Annotated in this window: 14 protein-coding genes; 6 read left to right on the top strand and 8 right to left on the bottom strand. The window is 70.1% G+C overall.

Features of this window, described 5'->3' with window-relative positions; translation table 11 throughout:
• Nucleotides 1–151 precede the first annotated feature (151 nt).
• From RALTA_RS24140 to RALTA_RS24125, 4 genes are all read left to right on the top strand, one after another.
• Nucleotides 152–1,642 (top strand): MATE family efflux transporter, encoded by a 1,491-nt coding sequence (locus RALTA_RS24140; RefSeq protein ID WP_012356576.1) that lies wholly within the window; start codon nt 152–154, stop codon nt 1,640–1,642.
• A gap of 444 nt (nt 1,643–2,086) precedes the next feature.
• Nucleotides 2,087–2,548 (top strand): tripartite tricarboxylate transporter TctB family protein, encoded by a 462-nt coding sequence (locus tag RALTA_RS24135; protein WP_025585326.1) that lies wholly within the window; start codon nt 2,087–2,089, stop codon nt 2,546–2,548.
• Nucleotides 2,549–2,561: 13 nt separating this feature from the next.
• Nucleotides 2,562–4,064 carry a tripartite tricarboxylate transporter permease gene (locus RALTA_RS24130; RefSeq protein WP_012356574.1) on the top strand — a complete coding sequence of 501 codons (1,503 nt, stop codon included), beginning with the start codon at nt 2,562–2,564 and terminating at the stop codon, nt 4,062–4,064.
• A 211-nt stretch (nt 4,065–4,275) separates the two neighbouring features.
• Entirely contained in the window at nt 4,276–4,602 is a 327-nt protein-coding gene (locus RALTA_RS24125) for a helix-turn-helix transcriptional regulator (protein WP_012356573.1), read from the top strand.
• 73 nt (nt 4,603–4,675) lie between these two features.
• Here the strand turns inward: RALTA_RS24125 and RALTA_RS24120 are convergent, their stop codons facing one another.
• From RALTA_RS24120 to RALTA_RS24085, 8 genes are all read right to left on the bottom strand, one after another.
• Nucleotides 4,676–5,458 (bottom strand): DUF4397 domain-containing protein, encoded by a 783-nt coding sequence (locus RALTA_RS24120; RefSeq protein WP_012356572.1) that lies wholly within the window; start codon nt 5,456–5,458, stop codon nt 4,676–4,678.
• Nucleotides 5,459–5,774: 316 nt separating this feature from the next.
• Nucleotides 5,775–6,809: a diguanylate cyclase domain-containing protein gene (locus RALTA_RS24115; RefSeq protein ID WP_041232615.1), complete on the bottom strand. Its 1,035-nt coding sequence runs from the start codon at nt 6,807–6,809 to the stop codon at nt 5,775–5,777.
• A 54-nt stretch (nt 6,810–6,863) separates the two neighbouring features.
• On the bottom strand, nt 6,864–7,901 hold the full coding sequence (gene cheB / locus RALTA_RS24110; protein WP_012356569.1) for a chemotaxis response regulator protein-glutamate methylesterase: 1,038 nt from the start codon (nt 7,899–7,901) through the stop codon (nt 6,864–6,866).
• Entirely contained in the window at nt 7,898–10,213 is a 2,316-nt protein-coding gene (locus RALTA_RS24105; protein ID WP_012356568.1) for a hybrid sensor histidine kinase/response regulator, read from the bottom strand. Before RALTA_RS24105 ends, cheB begins: the two co-directional genes overlap by 4 nt.
• Nucleotides 10,210–10,932 carry a chemotaxis protein CheW gene (locus RALTA_RS24100; protein ID WP_012356567.1) on the bottom strand — a complete coding sequence of 241 codons (723 nt, stop codon included), beginning with the start codon at nt 10,930–10,932 and terminating at the stop codon, nt 10,210–10,212. The genes RALTA_RS24105 and RALTA_RS24100 overlap by 4 nt, the downstream gene beginning before the upstream one ends.
• Nucleotides 10,925–12,232 (bottom strand): CheR family methyltransferase, encoded by a 1,308-nt coding sequence (locus RALTA_RS24095; protein ID WP_012356566.1) that lies wholly within the window; start codon nt 12,230–12,232, stop codon nt 10,925–10,927. Before RALTA_RS24095 ends, RALTA_RS24100 begins: the two co-directional genes overlap by 8 nt.
• The gene (locus RALTA_RS24090; RefSeq protein ID WP_025585319.1) at nt 12,229–12,705 is read right to left on the bottom strand and encodes a chemotaxis protein CheW; all 477 of its coding nucleotides are present in this window, start codon (nt 12,703–12,705) and stop codon (nt 12,229–12,231) included. The genes RALTA_RS24095 and RALTA_RS24090 overlap by 4 nt, the downstream gene beginning before the upstream one ends.
• A gap of 39 nt (nt 12,706–12,744) precedes the next feature.
• Nucleotides 12,745–14,361 (bottom strand): methyl-accepting chemotaxis protein, encoded by a 1,617-nt coding sequence (locus tag RALTA_RS24085; protein WP_172583111.1) that lies wholly within the window; start codon nt 14,359–14,361, stop codon nt 12,745–12,747.
• 275 nt (nt 14,362–14,636) lie between these two features.
• Here RALTA_RS24085 and RALTA_RS24080 point away from each other — a divergent pair, with 275 nt between their 5' ends.
• Together RALTA_RS24080 and RALTA_RS24075 are read left to right on the top strand one after the other, a co-directional pair.
• Nucleotides 14,637–15,965 (top strand): putative bifunctional diguanylate cyclase/phosphodiesterase, encoded by a 1,329-nt coding sequence (locus RALTA_RS24080; RefSeq protein ID WP_012356563.1) that lies wholly within the window; start codon nt 14,637–14,639, stop codon nt 15,963–15,965.
• A gap of 292 nt (nt 15,966–16,257) precedes the next feature.
• Nucleotides 16,258–19,038, top strand: a complete 2,781-nt coding sequence (locus RALTA_RS24075) for a DUF6600 domain-containing protein (RefSeq protein ID WP_041232614.1) — start codon at nt 16,258–16,260, stop codon at nt 19,036–19,038.
• The last annotated feature ends 4 nt before the right edge of the window (nt 19,039–19,042 follow it).

The raw sequence follows: 19,042 nt of genomic DNA, 5'->3' as shown, positions 1-19,042 counted from the left end.
CAGCGAGCAATCCAGCGTCTTTCACGTCTCCTTCGGGGAAAAAGTCACTGGGTTCCCGCCTTAGCGGGAACGACGGGGTTAAGGCTCGGCGTGCTTGTAGACCAGCGGGGGGCAGGAATAGACTGGCCGGATTTCCGCCTCGCGACGCCCCATGAAGCCCGATGCCAGACTGACCACCGGCCCGATCGGCCGGACCTTGCTGCTGTTCTCGCTGCCGGTGCTGGGCAGCAACATCCTGCAGTCGCTGAATGCCTCCATCAATTCGGTCTGGGTCGGGCGCTTCCTGGGCGAGGCCGCGCTGACCGCCACCTCCAACGCCAACATCATCCTGTTCTTCCTGCTGGGCGTGGTGTTCGGCATCAGCATGGCCAACACCATCATGATCGGCCAGGCCGTCGGCGCGCGAGACGTGGACCAGGCGCGGCGCGTGGTCGGCACCAGCACTACCTTCTTCGTCGCGCTGTCGGTGCTGGCCTCGGCGCTGGGCTACTTCTTTACCCCCGACATCCTGGCCGCGATGCGCACGCCGCCCGATGCCGCGCCGCTGGCCGTGGCCTACCTGCGCATCATCTTCCTGGCGCTGCCGTTCATGTACTTCTACAACTTCGTGATGATGACGCTGCGCGGCGCCGGCGATTCGCGCACGCCGTTCTGGTTCATGCTGTTGTCCGTGGTGCTGGACGTGGTGCTCAACCCGATACTGATCTTCGGCGTGGGCCCGGTCCCGGCCATGGGCATCGCCGGCTCGGCGCTGGCCACGCTGATCGCGCAGCTGGCGAGCCTGGCGGCAATGATGGCGCTGCTGTACCGGCGCCGGCATTTCCTGCTGCTGCATCGCGGCCAGCTGGCGCTGCTGGTGCCGGATCCGGCCATCCTGCGCGCGCTGGTGGTCAAGGGCCTGCCGATGGGCCTGCAGATGGTGGTGATCTCGTCGTCCGCCATCGTGATGATGGCGCTGGTCAACGCCTATGGCTCGCAGACCACCGCCGCCTATGGCGTGGCCTCGCAGCTGTGGACCTATGTGCAGATGCCCGCGCTGGCGGTGGGCGCGAGCGTCTCGTCGATGGTGGCGCAGAACGTCGGCGCCGGGCTGTGGCAGCGCGTGGCGCGTATCACCCGCGTGGGGCTGCTGTTCAACGTGGCGATGACCGGCGCGCTGGTGGCGCTGATCTACCTGTTCAACCGCCATTCGCTGGGCCTGTTCCTCGGTACCGACGGTGTCGCCATCGGCATCGCGCAGCATATCAACGTGGTGGTGCTGTGGTCGTTCATCCTGTTCGGCTTCACCATCGTCATCTTCGGCACGGTGCGCGCCACCGGCGCGGTGATGGCGCCGCTGGTGATCCTGTTCCTGTCGATGTGGGTGATCCGGCTGCCGTTCGCCTGGGCGCTGGGCCCGCGCCTCGGCGCCGACGCGATCTGGTGGAGCTTTCCGCTCGGCTCGATGGTGTCGCTGGCACTGGCGTTCGGCTACTACCGCTTCGGCAACTGGCGTGGCAGCCGGATCCTGCCCGCCGCGCCGCATCCGGCGGAGGCCGTGGGGCAGGCGCCCGATACCAGCATGGGCACGCCCTGCGAAGACGCGGGCGAGGTCATCGATGCGCGCGGCAACGCAACGCCCGCGGCAGAGGCCGCGCGGTAATCGCCTCGGCATTCCGCATTGAAAGCCTTCCGAAAGATCGATGTGTCATCGTGTCGTCGCTGGCACTCCCTCCCAGTGCGCGCGTGCCCGCCGGTCCGGTAGCGGCGCGCGTCTTTGCGGCCGCGCCCTTGCGTTGATGCAAGGGTGCGCGCCGTCTTGTTCGCCTGACATTCCTGTCCGCTTTCCCTTCGGTCTTTTTTCGAAAAAATACATCACAACGTGATCTATTTTTTCGTATCGCGTTGCCAGATTTGCCTTGTTTTCAGGGCCTATCGGTAAATACCCCTAAAACAGGACAAATGAAAGGCACCTGAAAGATCACGTCTCTAAGGTTCGGGTCAACCGTCGGGAAGCATGCCCGCTTGCATTGCCGCTTGCATGTCTTTGGCGCCAGAGCCAGTGCGCCCCCGGCACGGCATTTCGTGAACTTTGAGGAGAATCGTTTTGCGCATACGCAGCCAAAAGGACTTTGCCTCCGGCCTGATGTTCATTCTGGTCGGGCTGGGCTTTTCCTGGGTCGCTCGCGGCTATTCCATGGGAACGGCCGCCAAGATGGGACCCGGATACTTTCCATTCCTGCTGGGCCTGGTGCTCGCGGTGCTGGGGGCGGTGGTGCTGCTGACCTCGCTGTCGCCCAAGGGCGAGCAAGACCACCTGGCGCGCTGGGACCTGAAGACGTTGCTGTGGATCCTCGGCTCGGTGGTGCTGTTCGGCCTGCTGCTCAAGCCGCTGGGCATGGTGCTGTCGGTGTTCGTGCTGGTGCTGGTGTCGTCGATGGCCAGCCACGAGTTCAGCTGGAAAGGGGCGCTGCTCAACGCGGTGGTGCTGGTGCTGATCAGCCTGGGCGCCTTCGTGTACGGCATCAACCTGCAGATGCCGGTGTGGCCGGCCTTCATTACCGGTTAAGGAGCGCCGCATCATGGAATTGTTTGATCACCTTGCGCTGGGTTTTTCCACCGCGCTGTCGCTGCAGAACCTGGCCTATGCCTTCCTGGGCTGCGTGCTGGGCACGCTGATCGGCGTGCTGCCGGGCCTGGGGCCGCTGGCTACCATCGCCATGCTGCTGCCGATCACCTACACGCTGCCGCCGGTGGCCGCGCTGATCATGCTGGCCGGCATCTACTACGGTGCGCAGTATGGCGGCTCGACCACCGCCATCCTGGTGAACCTGCCGGGCGAATCGTCGTCGGTGGTGACCACCATCGACGGTTACCAGATGGCGCGGCGCGGCCGCGCCGGGGTGGCGCTGGCCACCGCGGGCCTGGGCTCTTTCTTCGCCGGCTGCGTCGCCACGCTGATCCTGGCCGCGTTCGCCACGCCCCTGTCGGAAATCGCCTTCAAGTTTGGCCCCGCCGAGTACTTCTCGCTGATGGTGCTGGGCCTGATCGGCGCCGTGGTGCTGGCTTCCGGCTCGCTGCCCAAGGCCATCGCGATGATCGTGCTGGGCCTGCTGCTGGGCCTGATCGGCACCGACGTGAACTCGGGCGCCGCGCGCTTCTCGTTCGACGTGCCGGAACTGACCGACGGCATCGACTTCGTGGCGCTGGCAATGGGCATGTTCGGCTTTGCCGAGATCATCGCCAACCTGGAGCAGAAGGAAGCCCGCGAGACCTTCACCAACAAGGTCACCAACCTGTTCCCGACCAGGGAGGACTTCAAGCGCATGGCGCCGGCGGTGCTGCGCGGCACGGTGCTGGGCTCGGCGCTGGGCATCCTGCCGGGCGGCGGGGCCTCGCTGGCGTCGTTCGCGGCGTACTCGCTGGAGAAGAAGACGTCCAGGAACGCGCATGAATTCGGCAAGGGCGCGATCGAAGGCGTGGCCGGTCCGGAATCGGCCAACAACGCCGCGGCGCAGACGTCCTTCATTCCGCTGCTGACGCTGGGCATTCCGCCCAACGCGGTGATGGCGCTGATGGTGGGCGCGATGACCATCCACAACATCCAGCCCGGCCCGCAGGTGATGACCAGCAACCCGTCGCTGTTCTGGGGCCTGATCGCCTCGATGTGGATCGGCAACCTGATGCTGATCATCCTGAACCTGCCGATGATTGGCATCTGGGTGAAGCTGCTGACCGTGCCGTACCGCTTCCTGTATCCGGCGATCCTGGTGTTCTGCGGTATCGGCGTGTACTCGGTCAACAACCAGACCTTCGACGTGTTCATGGCCGCGGGATTCGGCGTGATCGGCTACCTGTTCCTGAAGCTGAAGTGCGAACCGGCACCGCTGCTGCTGGGCTTCGTGCTGGGACCGATGATGGAAGAGAACTTCCGTCGCACGCTGCTGCTGTCGCGCGGCGACTTCAGCGTGTTCGTGACCCGGCCGCTGTCGGTGGGCCTGCTGATCGCGGCCGCCGCGCTGGTGGCGGTGGTAGCGCTGCCGTCGATCAAGGCCAAGCGCGAGGAAGCGTTCCAGGAAGACTAGCGCCGCCGAGCGCCCCGGAATGGCGCCGGTCCCGCAAGCGGCCGGCGCGAGCAACGCAAGCTTTCGGGGTGCCTTCGCGCACCCCGTTTTCTTTCGCGGGCGCGTCGCGCGTGCCCCCCCTTGTTCCCAGAGAGTGCCCGACTGCGGCAGCAGTCATGGGCTGCGCATGATGATCAGGATTCCCGCACCATCGGGTGCGCCGACAGCGCCCATGAAACCGCCTACCCTTGACCGGTTTTTCTCCAGAATCTATGTGCTCAAGCTGGTCCAGTCGAGCCCCTCCACGGTGCTCAGCCTGGTCGACCGGCTGCGCGAGCGCGGCATCGACAAGAACATCCGTTCTCTGCGGCCCATCCTGCGCAGCCTGATGATGGCCCGTGCCATCACCGCCGAACTGGTGGAAGGCAGCGGCCGCGTGTATTGCATCACCGCGCAAGGGCGGGCCGAACTGGAAACCTATATCTCGCACCTGGCCGTGCTGAAGGCGGAGCTGGAGCCGGGCGAAGAAGCCCCGGCGCGGCCCGCCGGCGAGCCCTGAAAAAAAGAGGCCGGTCCCTCTGGACCGGCCTCCGCGCATGCTGCCCGCCTGCCACGGGCAACCGCGACAGCGGTTATTGCGTCGTCACCAGCTCCAGGCCGGCTTGCGACTCGTCGTCGCCACGCGCCACCAGCACCTTGATCTTGTTCGGCGTCAGGCCGGCGATGCCATCCGACGGAATCGTGGTGATCAGCCAGTCGGCGTTGTTGGCCAGCGTCAGCGCGCCCGAGTCGAAGATGACGGTCTTGGTGCCGGCCGGGGTGATGCGCAGGCGGTAAGTGGTGTTGCCGTCCAGGTCGATCGAATCCTGGCCCGACGCCGGCGAGGCCTGCTTGTAGCCCACGGCGGCAAAGGTCGGCGCCACCGAGTTCAGGTCGATCGCGGGCAGGGTCACGTAGATGTCGATGTTCTGCGCGTTGAAGGACGCGTTCAGCGAGCGCACGCGCGCCTTGTTCGACAGCAGGCCCTTGCCGAACGGATCGTCGATCGTCACCGTCTCCGCGGCGGACGCCCCCGGCACCGCCACCACGGTGTACTTGTGGCCGGTGGCGGCCACCAGGCTGCTGCGGGCCAGCTCGGTCTGCGTGCCGGCGGCGTTGAACGAGATCAGCTGGTTGCCGGTTTCAACGTTGAAGTAGGTCGAGACGAATTTGTAGGGCTTGTTGACCATGCTGGTCAGCGAGCCGTTCTGCAGCACGTCGACATTGGGTCCGCCGGTGACGGCGTGGATCACGCGCACGCTCGGCTTGCTCAGGCCGATGCGGTCGTCGATGCCGTCATCGCCACCGCCGCAGGCTGTCAGCACCGCGGTCGCGGCCAGCGCGAGGCCGAGGAAAAGGGTCTTGGATCGAAGCATGGGGTCACCTCTTGCTGTTAGAGTCAGAGACGAGCTGGCCCATGCCGGCGCGGATCGCGGCGGCCGCGTGGCCAGTTGCTATCTGGTATGCAGGCGCGGGATCACGCTTGCCGTGATGCAACGATAGGTTTGAACCGGTAGACCAGACAGGCGCGACGCTCCGAATTCAGTGTCGGACGATTCCCACAGGAAGTGATGCCTGCGCGGGCCTGCCAGGCGGCGCGCCTTGGCAGCGCAAGCGCGGCGGCGCGACGAGACGAGGCCGCAGGCCGCCATGTCGCCTGTGCAGATGTGTAACCGGTTGTTGCCGCGCGGCTCAGGCCGGCGACATCATGACCTGGTTGCGGCCATTGCGCTTGGCCTGGTAGAGGCCCGCGTCGGCCGCCTCCACCAGCTGGCTCGGCTGCGCGCCGGGCCGGGGCACCATCACCGCGCCGCCGATGCTGACGGTGACGCAGTCCAGGGTTGGCGAGCCGCTGTGGGCAATCGCCAGCCCCTGCACCGCGCGCCGAACCTTTTCGGCCAGCAGCCGCACGCCGCCGGGCGAGGTGGCAGGGAGCACCATGGCGAACTCTTCGCCGCCGAAGCGCGCGGGCAGGTCGGTGGCGCGCACGCAATTGTCGCGGATCACCGTGGCCACGCGGCGCAGCACGTCGTCGCCGGCGACGTGGCCGTAGGTGTCGTTATAGGCTTTGAACGCGTCGACATCGATCATCAGCAGCGCCACCTGGGTCTGCTCGCGCAGCGCGCGGCGCCATTCCGCGCCAAGGTATTCGTCGAAGTAACGCCGGTTGGACAAGCCCGTCAGACCGTCCGAGTTAGTGAGGCGCTGCAGCTCCAGGTTGGTCTCGAGCAGTTGCTGCTGGCTTTGGCGCAACGCGCGGTAGGCTTCGTCGCGCTGCAGCTGGTTCAGGTAAGAGCGCGAGTGGTAGCGGATACGCGCAATCAGCTCGATGCTGTCCGGCAGCTTGACCAGGTAATCGTTGGCGCCGGCGGCAAAGGCCGCGCCCTTGGTCGCGGCTTCTTCCTTGGTCGACAGCACGATGATCGGGATGTCGCGCGTGGCGGGGTTGTCGCGATAGCGCTGCACCAGGGTCAGGCCGTCCACGCCTGGCATCACCAGGTCTTGCAGGATCACGGTGGGCTTGGTGCGCTGCGCCACCGCCACCGCCTCATCCGGCTGCGAGCAGTAGTGGAAATCGATATCGGGCTCGGTGGCCAGCGCGCGGCGCACGGCTTCGCCGATCATGGCCTGGTCGTCCACCAGCAGCACCATGGCGAGGTACTCTTGCTTGTCGCCGGCGGACGCCGGCGCGGCCCCGGCCGATGGGTTGAAGGATTGCGGTTGCATGTTCAATTCCTGTTCTCGTGGTCCCGGCGCGGCCGGAGGACCCGTTGCATTCTTTCAGGCAGGCGGCGCCGGCCACGGCAGGGCCGCGAGGCCGCACGCCTGCACCAGCCGCGGCGCGATGCGCGGCAGCGGCAGGATCTCGGCGGCGGCGCCGAGCGCGGCGGCGGCCTTGGGCATGCCGTACACGGCGCTGGTCGCGCGGTCCTGGGCGATGGTGAGGAAGCCGCGGTCGCGCATGGCCTTCAGGCCCAGCGCGCCGTCGCGTCCCATGCCGGTGAGCAGCACGCCGATCACGTCGCCGCGCCAGTGTTCCACCACACTTTCGAAGAAGACGTCGATGGAAGGGCGGTAAAGGTAGTCGCAGGGCTGTTCGGTATAGGCCAGCCGGGTCGGGCTGGCCAGGCGCAGGTGGTCGTTGGTCCCGGCCAGCAGCACGGTGCCGGCCTGCGGGGTCTCGCCGGCGCGGGCGATGCGCACCGGCAGCGCGCACTGTCCGTCGAGCCACTCGGCCATGCCGGCGGCAAAGGCCTCGTCGACATGCTGCACGGTGACCACCGCGGCGCCAAGGTCCGCCGGCAGCGCGCCCAGCAGCGTGGCCAGCGCCGCCGGGCCGCCGGCCGAGGCGCCGATCGCCACCAGCCGCGGCGCGCTGCCGGCGCGCGGCGCCGCCGCCAGCGCGTGCTGCGGTGCCACCCGGCCGGCCAGCAGCCGAGCGATATTGCGCAGCTTGCGCAGCAGCGGCCCGGCGGCGAGCTGTGCATCGGCCTCGGCCAGCGTCGGCGTGTCGACCGCGTCGATGGCGCCGTGCCCCATGGCGTCGAAGACCTGCGAGGCGTTGCGTCCCAGGTCCATGGTCACCACCACGATGGCGCAGGGCGTGTCGGCCATGATCCGGCGCGTGGCCTCGACGCCGTCCATGACCGGCATCAGCAGGTCCATCAGGATCAGGTCCGGGGTCTGGCGCGCGGCCATCTGCACCGCCTGGGCGCCGTCGCCGGCAATCCACGCGATCTCGAACGACGGATCCAGCGCCAGCGCGCGGCGCAGCGCGGCCACCGCGAGCGGGGAATCATTGACGATGCCGATTTTCATGGACGTGCCTCGCCGATCAGGTCCTGGACCGCGTCGAGCAACGCGGCGTCGTGGAAACTGCCCTTGGCCAGATAATAGTCCGCGCCGGCCTCCAGGCCGCGCTGGCGGTCCTGTTCGCGGTCCTTGTACGACACCACCATCACCGGCAGCTGGCGCAGCGCGGCATCCTGGCGGATGCGGCGCACCAGCTCGATCCCGTCCATGCGCGGCATGTCGATGTCGGTGATGACGAGGTCGAAGGGCTCGGCGCGCAGCACGTTCCAGCCGTCCATGCCGTCGACCGCCACCGACACGTCATAGCCGCGCCCGGCCAGCAGCTTGCGCTGCAGCTCACGCACGGTCAGCGAGTCGTCCACTACCAGCACGCGGCGCGCGCGCGCCTGCACGCTGGCCGCCGTGGCCTGGCGCACGCCTTCGATGCGGCCTTCGGACACCAGTTTTTCGACCGAACGGATCATGTCCTCGACATCGAAGATCAGCACCGGCGTGCCGTCGTCGGTCAGGCTGCCGGCGGCAATGTCGCGGATCTTGCCGAGTGCGGCGGGCAGCGGCTGGACCACCAGCAGGCGTTCGCCCAGCATGCCGTCGACGGCAATACCGTAAACCCGCTCGCCCTCGCCGATGACCACCACCGGCACCTGCTCTCGCGCAGGCGCGGTGTCAGCACCGGGGCGCTGCAGCACCTGCGCCGCGCTGACCAGCCCGATGGCGCGGCCTTCGTGGCGGAAATGCTGGTGGCCCTCGGTCTGTTCGATGTCGCCGCGCGCCACCGACGTGGCGCGCAGCACGCGGCCCAGCGGGAAGGCATAGGCTTCGCCGGCCACGTCCACCAGCAGCGTGCGCACCACCGACAGCGTCAGCGGCAGCTCCAGGCTGAAGTGCAGGCCCTCGCCAGGCTGCTGCGTCAGGCGCAGGCTGCCGCGCACGCGGCGCACCATCTCCTGCACCGCGTCGAGGCCGACGCCGCGGCCCGAGACTTCGGAGACGGTGTCGCGCATGCTGAAGCCGGGCAGCAGCAGGAAGTCGAGCAACTCGGCCTGCGACAGCCGCGCCGCTGTGTCTTCCGAGGCCAGCCGCCGCCGCACGATGGCGCGCCGCAACGCTTCGAGGTCGACGCCGGCGCCGTCGTCGAAGATCTCGATCTGCAGGCGGCCGGCGTTGTGGCGCGCGCGCAGCGTCACGCGGCCCTCCGGCGGCTTGCCCGATGCCTCGCGCACCGCCGGGGGTTCGATGCCATGGTCCACCGCATTGCGCAGCAGGTGCGCCAGCGGCGCGTCCAGCGCCTCGAGGATGTCGCGGTCCACCTGCGTGCCGGCGCCGGACAGTTCCAGGTGCACCGGCTTGCCCAGCGAGCGGCCCAGGTCGCGCACCATGCGCGCGTAGCCGGCCAGGCCGTCGGACAGCGGGCGCATGCGCGAGGCCAGCGCGCTGTCGTAGAGCCGGCGTGCCAGCCGCGTGGCGCGATGGTCGTACTGCTCGAACTCGTTTAGCCGCGCCGCCAGCTGCTGGTGGCCATCGTCGAGCAGCTGGCGCAGCTCGGCCAGCGCCGTCTGCAGCGCGGACAACGGATGCGCATCGCCGCCATCCCGGGTCTCGCGCAAGGCCTGCTGCAGCGTGTCGGCCGCGCGCAGCGCGCGCGCCTGCTGGCGCCGCGCCTTTTGCAGCGATTCGCCGAATGGCCGCAGCCAGTGCGATTCGACCATGGCCTCGCCCGACAGCGCCAGCAACTGGTCCAGCGCGTCGGCATTGATGCGCAGCATGCGCTCGTGGCCGTCGGCGGCGTGGGCGGGCATCGGTGCCGATGGTGCCGATGGTGCCCGTTCAGGGTCGAGCGGGGGCGGCGGGGCGGGGCTGCGGACTGGGGCGGATGCGGGTGCGTCCGCTGCCGCTTGCCGCGCCGGCGCGCCGTCGCCGTCAAGCGAACCCAGCCGTTGTATCACCGCGTCGATTTCGGCGCGGCCGGCGTGCTCGGACCAGTCCGGGTCGCCGCCGGGCGGATGGCCGATGCGCAGCAGCAGGTCGGTGCCTTGCAGCAGCGCATCGATATGCGCGGCGGTCAGCGGCATGCCGCCCTGGGCCGCGACCAGGCAATCTTCCATGGCGTGCGCCAGCCGCACGCCGCCGTCGAGGCCGACGATGCGGGCCGCGCCCTTGAGCGAGTGGGCGGCGCGCATGCAGGCTTCCAGCTGCTCGGGCGCGCCCGGAGCGCGCTCCAGCGCCAGCAGGCCGGCATTGAGGATCTCGGCCTGGGCGTCGGCCTCGAGCGCAAACAACTCCAGCAGCGAGGCGTCGCGCAATTGTTCGGGGTTCATGCCAGGCTCCGTGCCATCGCCTGGCGGATTTGCGCGGCGTCGAGCAGGCCCACGCTGCGGCCCTGGTCGAGGAAGAGCGCCTCGGTATAGCGGGCCGAGCCGCGTGCCAGCGTGGCCGGCAGGGGCAGCAGCGCGGCGCGGCGCACGCGCACGATGCCGGCGATCTCGGCAACCGGCAGGGCGATCGCCGCGCGGCCTTGTCCCAGGATCAGGAAGCGGCTGCCGGCGGCACCGGGCTCGGCCCGGGCGGCGCCGCTGTCGAACAGGTGCGCCAGCGACAGGCAGGCCAGCAGGTTGCCGCGCACCGCGGCCAGCCCCAGCACCGCGGCATCGCGCCGGTGCGGCAGCGAATGGACCGGGCACGGCGCGGTCACTTCGCCCAGCGCGGCGGTCGGCAGCGCGAGCCATTCATCGCCGACGCGGAACACCAGGCAGGCCAGCGCGTTGGCGTCCTGGCCGGCGGCATTGTCGACGAGGCTCTCGTGGGCCGCGCCGGCGAGATCGTCGGCATCCGGCAATTCCAGCACGGACTGGTCGATCTGCTGCGCGTCCAGCAGCATCGCGGCGGCCTGCGCGTAGGTGGGGCAGTTGCGGCAGTGCGCATGCTCGGCCAGTGCCTGGCAGCTACCGTCGCCGCGCACGCCGATGCGCCGCCAGCAGTCGTCCACGCCCGTGGCGCGCACCACGGTGGCAAAGGGAGGGGCCTGGGTCTCAGCCATGGTGCTTGCGGGTGTGGCGCTGCGCGCGCTGGCGCAGGCGGGTGGCGCCATCGTGGTCGCCTTCGGTGTCGAGCAGCGCGGCCAGGTGGTACAGGCTTTCCTGGTGCGATGGATCCAGGTACAGCGCCTTGCGGTAAGCCGCGTGCGCCTGGGCGACGCGGCCGGCGGCGTCGTGCAGCACGCCGAGCATGCCATAGGCATCGGCCATGGCGGCGCCGCCGGTGTCCGGCGCGGCACGGTCGACCAGCGCCAGGCAGGCGGCGGTGGCCGCCTCCAGCTCCCCGCGGTCGGCCATGGCCGCGATGGCGGCCAGCGCCGCGGCGTGCGCATCGGCCGCAGAGGGTGCGGCCAGGGGTGCGGCAGGCATTGCGGCTGGCGCGGGCGCCCGGGCAGCCAGGGGACGCAGCGACGCGGGCGGGCGCGGCAGGCGCGGCGGCGCGGCCATGCGCGGGGGCTGCGTGGTGTGAACCGGCGGGTAGGACGGTGCGCGGGCACGGGGCGCGGCGGCTGCCGGCTTGCGGAAGGCAAACGACAGCGGGATGCCGACCGGCTCCAGCCCCTGCGCGCTCAGCACGCTGGCCTCGGCCGGCCCGACGAAGAGCAGGCCGTCGGCCATGGTCAGGCGCACCAGCGTCTGCACCGCCTGCCGCTGCCCGGCGGCGTCGAAGTAGATCAGCAGGTTGCGGCAGAACACAAAGTCATAAGGCGCTTCGCCCGACAGCAGGCCGGGCTCGACCAGGTTGCCCTGCAGCAGCCGCACCTGCGCGCGCACGCGCGAGTCGAGCACGTAGCCCGTGGGCGTGGCAGTGAAATAGCGGTCGCGGAAGTCCAGCGGCGCGCTGCGGAAGGCATTGGCGCCGTATTGCCCCTGGCGCGCGCGGGCCAGCGCACGCGCGCTGATGTCTACCGCGTCGATATAGAAGCGCCCCGGCGGCACGCCGGCGTCGAGCAGCGCCATGGCGATCGAGTACGGCTCTTCGCCGGTGGAGCAGGGCAGGCTCAGCAGGCGCAGCGTGCGTTTGCCGTCGGCAAAGGCGCGTTCGGCGGCAAAGCGGCCCAGCGCCAGCAAGGCTTCGCGGTGCCGGAAGAACCAGGTCTCGGGCACTACCACGGCCTCGATCAGCGCCTGGAACTCGTCGGCGGTGCCTTGCAGCAGCTGCCAGTAGGCTTCGGTATCGGGCGCCTGCCGCGCCTGCTGGCGTTCGCGCACCGCGCGCGCCACCGCGCCGCTGCCGATGGCGCCGGCGTCCAGGCCGATGCGGGCCTTGAGCAGGGCTTCGATATGCGCGGCGGTGCTCACGCGGCGGCCTCCCCGGCGGCGTCGGCGAACAGCATGGCGTGGACGTCGTCCGGCAGCAGCGCGCCGACCCTGACCCATTGCACCAGGCCGCGCGCGTCGTGCCGTACCGGACCGAGATAGCGCGGGCTGGCGCCCGCCATGCCGGCATCGACGAACGATTCCGCCGGACAGCGCAGCGTCTGGGTGGCCGCTTCCAGGCGCAGGCCGAGCAGCCGCACCGGCTCGCTTTCATCGCGGCGGTAATGGACCAGCACCGTCCGGGTGCTGGTGCGCAGCGCGGCGGGCACGCCGGTGGCCAGCGCGGGCAAGTCGATCACCGGCACCGGCTGGCCGCGCCGCTCCATCAGTCCCGCCACCCAGGCCGGCGCGCCGGGAATCTGCTTCAGGCGCGTCAGCGGCAGCACCTCGGCGACCTCGGCGGCTTCAAGCGCGTAGTGGTCGGCGCCAAGGCGGAACAGCAGGAAGAGTTTCATGGCGGCGGCGCGCAACGGCCCGGTGCGGGAACCGGCAGCCTAGACCTTGAAGCGCGACACGCCGCTGCGCAGGTCGTTGGCGACCAGCGTCAGCTCGTCGATCGCCTGGCTCGACTGGCGCAGCGATTCCACGGTCTGCTGCGCGGCCTCGGACAACTGCATCAGCGCCTGGTTGATCTGCTCGGCGCCGCCGGCCTGGGCCTGCATGCCTTCGTTGACCATCAGCACGCGCGGCGCGAGCGACTGCACCTGGGCGATGATCTGCGACAGCTGGTCGCCTACCTGCGTGACCTCGGACATGCCGCGGCGCACTTCCTCCGAGAACTTGTCCATGCCCATCACGCCGGCCGACACCGCCGACTGGATCTCGCGCACCATCTGCTCGATGTCGTAGGTGGCTACCGCGGTCTGGTCGGCCAGGCGGCGGATTTCGGTGGCCACCACGGCAAAGCCGCGGCCGTATTCGCCGGCCTTCTCGGCCTCGATCGCGGCGTTCAGCGACAGCAGGTTGGTCTGGTCGGCCACCTTGGCGATGGTGGTCACCACCTGGTTGATATTGCCGGCCTTCTCGTTGAGCGTGGCCAGCTTGGCGTTGACCGAGCCGGCGGCCTCCATCACATGCTGCATGGTGCCTTCCATGCGCGAGAGCCCGACCTGGCCGGTGCCGGCCAGCCCCGCGGCCTGCTCGGCGGCGCTGGAGACTTCGTGGATGGTGCGCACCAGGTCGCGCGCGGTGGCCGAGATCTCGCGCGACGTTGCACCGATCTGCGTGGTGGTGGCGGCGGTTTCGGTGGCGGTGGCCTGCTGCTGGCGTGCCGTGGCGGCGATCTCGTTGACCGAGGTGGTGACCTGGATCGCGGTGCGCTGGGCCTGACCCACCAGCGAGGTCAGCTCGCCGGTCATCTGGTTAAAGCCTTCTTCGACCTCCAGGAATTCATCCTTGCGGCGCAGCGCCATGCGCAGGCGCAGGTCGCCGCCGCGGATGCCGGCCAGCAGGCCGACGATCGACTGCATCGGCACCGTGATCGCGCGCAGCAGCAGGTAGCCGCAAACCACCGCCACCACAACGGCCACGATCAGCGACGCTTCGATGCCGATCTTCGCGGCATTGACGGCATCGTCGATGCCCTGCGCGGCGCGCGCGCTGACCGCGCTGTTGTCGTCCACCAGGCGCTGGGCGGCCTTGCGCGCGTCGAGCCAGCGGTCATGGGCCTCGCCGCGCAACGCCGTCGCGGCGGCGGCGCCGTTCCAGTCGGCCTGGCCCTTCAGGACCTGGGCCGCCTGTTCGTAGCGGGCGCGTATGTCGCGATAGGCCTGGAAGGCAGCCCGGTCGTCGGCGCGCGTGATGCTGCTTTCGTATTGCTGCTCCAGCTTGTCGAGGCGGCCAGCCGCATCACGGGCATCCTGCTGGAAGCGCTGGCGCTCGGCCTGGTCGGCGGCATTGATGGTCTGCCAGGCCAGCACGTAGCGCTCGCCCCAGACGCCGCGGATGCCCGTGCTGTAGTTCAGTCCGGGCAGCGCGTCGTGCAGCATCAGCGCGGTTTCCCGCTCGATCGCGACCAGGCGGGTATAGGCGACCACGCCCATCAGCGCCATGACCAGCAGGATCAGCGAAAAGCTTGCCAGGATGCGCGTGCGGATGGTCCATTGATTCACGGTGAAATCCCGGTGATGTTCTTGTTGAAGGCGCAACGATGCCCGCCAGGCGGGCCGCTTGGGCAGGTCGGGGGCGGTGGCGGGCGCCGATGCGCGGTAGGGTACTGTATGCGGCGGGCTGATTCAACGCGCGCCATGGTTGCGGCGGGCCCGGCGTTGCGCCGGCGCCTAGGGGTTTGGGCGTGGATCGGAACTGCTTGATTTTTTCCAAGTTTTCGTCACACTTGCTAAATTGCTAGCGGGTAACAATGTCGACAATTACAGATGGGGCAGGGATGGTGGCCAAGTCGGGGGCGAAGTCGGCTGGCGCCTCGCCAGGCTCGGATCTCGATCCGCTGACCGGCGTTGACAATCGCCAGGGCTTTCTGAAACGGCTGGAGGCACGCCTGCATAGCGAGGCTGTGCCGCGCTGCGCATTGCTGCTGATCGGCATTGACGACTTCCGCGCCTTCAACGACATGCATGGCCATGCCGAAGGCGACATCATCCTGCAGCGCGTGGCCCGCCGCCTGCGCGATGCCTCGCCGCGCGACGCTGTCATCGGCCGCATCGGCAGCGACGAATTCGGCGTGCTGCTGCCCTCCATTGCCGATCCCACGCTGGTGCGCCACGTCGGCGCCGCGATCCTGTCGATGCTGTCCTCCCCCCACGAACATGCCGGGCGGCGCCATCACGTGCTGGCCAGCATCGGCGCGTGCGTCGCGCCAGCGGCCGGCGAACAGGGTTCGGACATGCTGGCGGCGGCCAGCCTGGCGCTGGCGCGGGCCAAGCACGATGGCGGCCGCACCATCCGTTTCTTCAAGCCGCAGATGCGCTCGGACGTGACCACGCGGCTGTCGCTGGTGCAGGCCCTGCACGAAGCCTATGCCCAGCGCCAGTTCGAGCTGCTGTACCAGCCGCAGATCGACCTGCGCGACGGCCGCGTCCATGGCGCCGAGGCGCTGATGCGCTGGCGCCATCCCACCCGCGGCCTGCTGTCGCCGGCCGCTTTCATCGACGCGCTGGCCGGCAGCAGCATCGCCAGCGATGTCGGCATGTGGCTGCTGCAGACTGCGTGCGCCCAGGCCCGTGCCTGGGCGCTGGCGTTTCCACGGCCGCCGCGCGTGGCGATCAACCTGTTCGCGGCCCAGCTGTCCGAAGCCCGGCTGCTGACCGAGGTCCGCCACGTGCTGCGGGCGCTGGAGCTGGCGCCCGACTGCCTCGAGATCGAGATCACCGAGACCATCGCCCTGCAGCAGGGCGACGAGGTCGCGGACCAGCTGCAGGCGCTGCGCCGCGACGGCATCACGCTGACCTGCGATGACTTCGGCACGGGCTATGCCTCGCTCAGCTTCCTGAAGTCGTTCCCGGTGGACCGGCTCAAGATCGACCAGTCCTTTATCCGCAACGTGACCGAGGACCCGGTCGATGCGGCGATCGTGCGCTCGGTGATCAGTGTGGGCGCCAGCCTGCACATCGGCGTGGTGGCCGAAGGCGTGGAAACGCCCGAACAGCGGGATTTCCTGCTGGCAAATGGCTGCCATGAGGCGCAGGGCTACCTGTACGGGCGCCCGATGCCGGCCGAGCGCCTGACCGAGATGCTGCGCCAGCAAGCCGGCCGCTGAGCCGCCTCCGTTCCGGGATCCGTCCGTCCCGGGCAGCGAAGTTGTTTCCACCTTTGACGGCGAAGCAGGCCCCGCCACGGCGGCGCTGGCCGCGGGGCCGCCCGCAGCCTGCCGCGGACACCGGCACGGCTGCCCGTGCCTGCCGCATGGCGAAATACGAGCTTACAAATGTGCCGCGCCGGGTGCGCCGCGACATCCGGCGGCCATGTATGGTGACAATAGGGTGACTGGGTGGCCGCCGGCGTGGGCCGGCCTGCCCGGTGGCCCGTGTCTTGTCCCGCTCCTGCCTTCCATGTCCGATCCTTCCCAATCCGCTGGCTTGATTCCGCCTCGCCCTGGCGGCCGGCTGGCGCTGACCGCGCTGGCAACCGTGGCCAGCCTTGCCGTGGCGGCTGCTGCACTGGCGCAGGCCCCCGCCACCCCGGGTGAACCCTATCTCGATGCGCCGGTTGCCGACGCCGCGCTGCAGCAGGCCGATCCTTCCTCGCGCATTGCCACGCTGACCGCGGTCGAAGGCAGCCTGAGCTTTGCACCCGCCGGCTCGGACGCCTGGGCCGCGGCCGGGCTGAACCGGCCGGTGACCACCGGCGACCGGCTCTGGATGGAGCCGGGCGGACGCGCCGAGCTGCACGCCGGCACGGTGGCGCTGCGCATGGGCGGCGCCTCCGCCGCCAGCATCCTGAACCTGGACGACAGCACCACGCAGGTCAAGCTGACGCAGGGCACGCTGCAGGTGCGCGTGCGCGCGCTGCCGCCGGGCCAGACGGTCGAGGTCGATACCCCCAACCTGGCCTTCGTGCCGCGCGAACCGGGCGACTACCGGCTGGACGTGGCGCCCGACGGCAGTACCACCACCGTGACCCTGCGCCATGGCAGCGCGGTGGTCTACGGCGACAGCCGCACGATCGAGCTGCAGCGCGGCGACCGCATGCGCTTTGCCGGCACCGACCTCGCCGATGCGGGCGGCGGCCCGGTGCCCGAAGATGCTTTCGACCGCTGGACCGCGGCGCGCGACGCACGCGAAGACGCTTCGCCGTCGGCGCGCTACGTGCCGCGCGAGATGCCGGGCTACGCCGCGCTGGACGGCTATGGCGACTGGCAGGAAGACCCGGGCTACGGCGCGATCTGGTTCCCGCGCGTGGTCAGCGCGGGATGGGCGCCGTACAGCACCGGCCACTGGGCCTGGATCGCGCCCTGGGGCTGGACCTGGATCGACGATGCGCCGTGGGGCTTCGCGCCCTCGCACTATGGCCGCTGGGCCTATGTGGGCTCGCGCTGGGGCTGGGTCCCCGGGCCGCGCGTGCGTCCATGCTATGCCCCGGCGCTGGTGGCCTTTGTCGGCGCCGCCGGGCCCGGCTGGAGCGTGCGCGCAGGCAGCGGGCCGGGCGTGGCCTGGTATCCGCTGGGGCCGCGCGACGCCTACCGGCCGGTCTATCGCGCCAGTCCCACCTACGTGGCGCGCATCAACCGGGTGACGGTCAACAACTTCGTGATGGGCGACCGCCGCCCGCCGCCTTACGTCAATCGCACCGTGCCCGGCGCCATCACCGGCATGCCGGCGCGCAATTTTGTCGAAGGGCGCCCCGCGCGCGGCCTGCATCGCCCCGAATGGCGCAACGTGCCGGCGGGCGAGGCCCATGGCGCGCCGCCGGTGGCACCGGTCAAGGGCAGCCTGGTGGGCGCTGCGCCGCCGCGGCCGCTGCCGCCGCAGGCGCGCCATGGCTTTGAACGCCAGGCCATCGCCGCGCGCCCGCCGGGCCGCCCGGCCACGGAAGACCTGGCCCGGCGCTTTGCGCGCGAGGGCGGGGTCGTGCCCGGTGCCGGCCCGGCCTGGCGCGGCGGCAACGAGCGCCGGCCCGGCCGCGACGCACGGCCGGTGCCGGACGTGCGCATGAGCCAGGCCGCGATCGCATCGCGCGACCACGCTCCGGTCCAGCCGCGCCCGGGGCGTATCGATGCCGACGGCGACGGCCGCGCGGATCGCAACGATGCACAGGCCCGGGGTGAGCCCTGGCGCGGCCCTGGCCGTGGCCAGAGCAACCGGCCCGACGAGGCGCGCGGGTTTGCCGGGCAGCCGGGCGTGGCAGGCGACGCGCAGCGGCAGCAACAGGCCATGCAGCGCGAGCAGCAGCAGGCGCTGCAGCGCCAGCAGATGGAGCAGCAGCGCGCCCTGCGCGAGCAGCAACGGCAGCTGGAAGAGCAGCGCCAGCAGCGCATGCCGCCGCGCCAATGGGCCGACGGGCAGGAACGCCCCGATGCGGGGCGCCAGTCGCAGGAGATGCAGCGCCAGCGCTTCGAGCAGCAGCGGCAGATGCAGGAAGGGCAGCAGCGCCAGGCCGAACAGCAGCAGCGGCAGATGCAAGACCAGCAGCGCGCGGCGCAGGAACAGCAGCGCCAGCAGGCCATGCAGCGGCACGCGGACCAGCAGCGGCAGATGCAGGACCAGCAGCGCGCGGCGCAGGAGCAGCAGCGCCAGCAGGCCATGCAGCGCCAGGCAGACCAGCAGCGGCAGATGCAGGACCAGCAGCGCGCGGTGCAGGAGCAGCAGCGCCAGCAGGCCATGCAGCGGCAGGCGGACCAGCAGCGGCAGATGCAGGACCAGCAGCGCGCGGCGCAGGAACAGCAGCGCCAGCAGGCCATGCAGCGGCACGCGGACCAGCAGCGGCAGATGCAGGACCAGCAGCGCGCGGCGCAGGAGCAGCAGCGCGCGGCGCAGGAGCAGCAGCGCCAGCAGGCCATGCAGCGCCAGGCCGAGCAGCAGCAGCGTCAGATGCAGGAGCAGCAGCGGGCCATGCAGGAGCAGCAGCGCCAGCAGGCGATGCAGCGGCAGGCCGAGCAGCAGCAGCGTCATATGCAGGAGCAGCAGCGGGCCATGCAGGAGCAGCAGCGCCAGCAAGCCATGCAGCGGCAGGCCGAGCAGCAGCAACGTCAGATGCACGAGCAGCAACGGCAGATGCAGGAGCACCAGCGCCAGCAAATGGACCAGCAGCGGCAGATGCAACAGCAGCAACGCGCGCAGCACGAGCGTGGCCAGATGGAGGCGCGCCAGGGCCGCGACGGCGACCGCCGCTAGTCGC

The organism is Cupriavidus taiwanensis LMG 19424 (assembly GCF_000069785.1).
Lineage (GTDB): Bacteria > Pseudomonadota > Gammaproteobacteria > Burkholderiales > Burkholderiaceae > Cupriavidus > Cupriavidus taiwanensis.
This window is presented reverse-complemented; position numbering and strand designations above follow the sequence as displayed.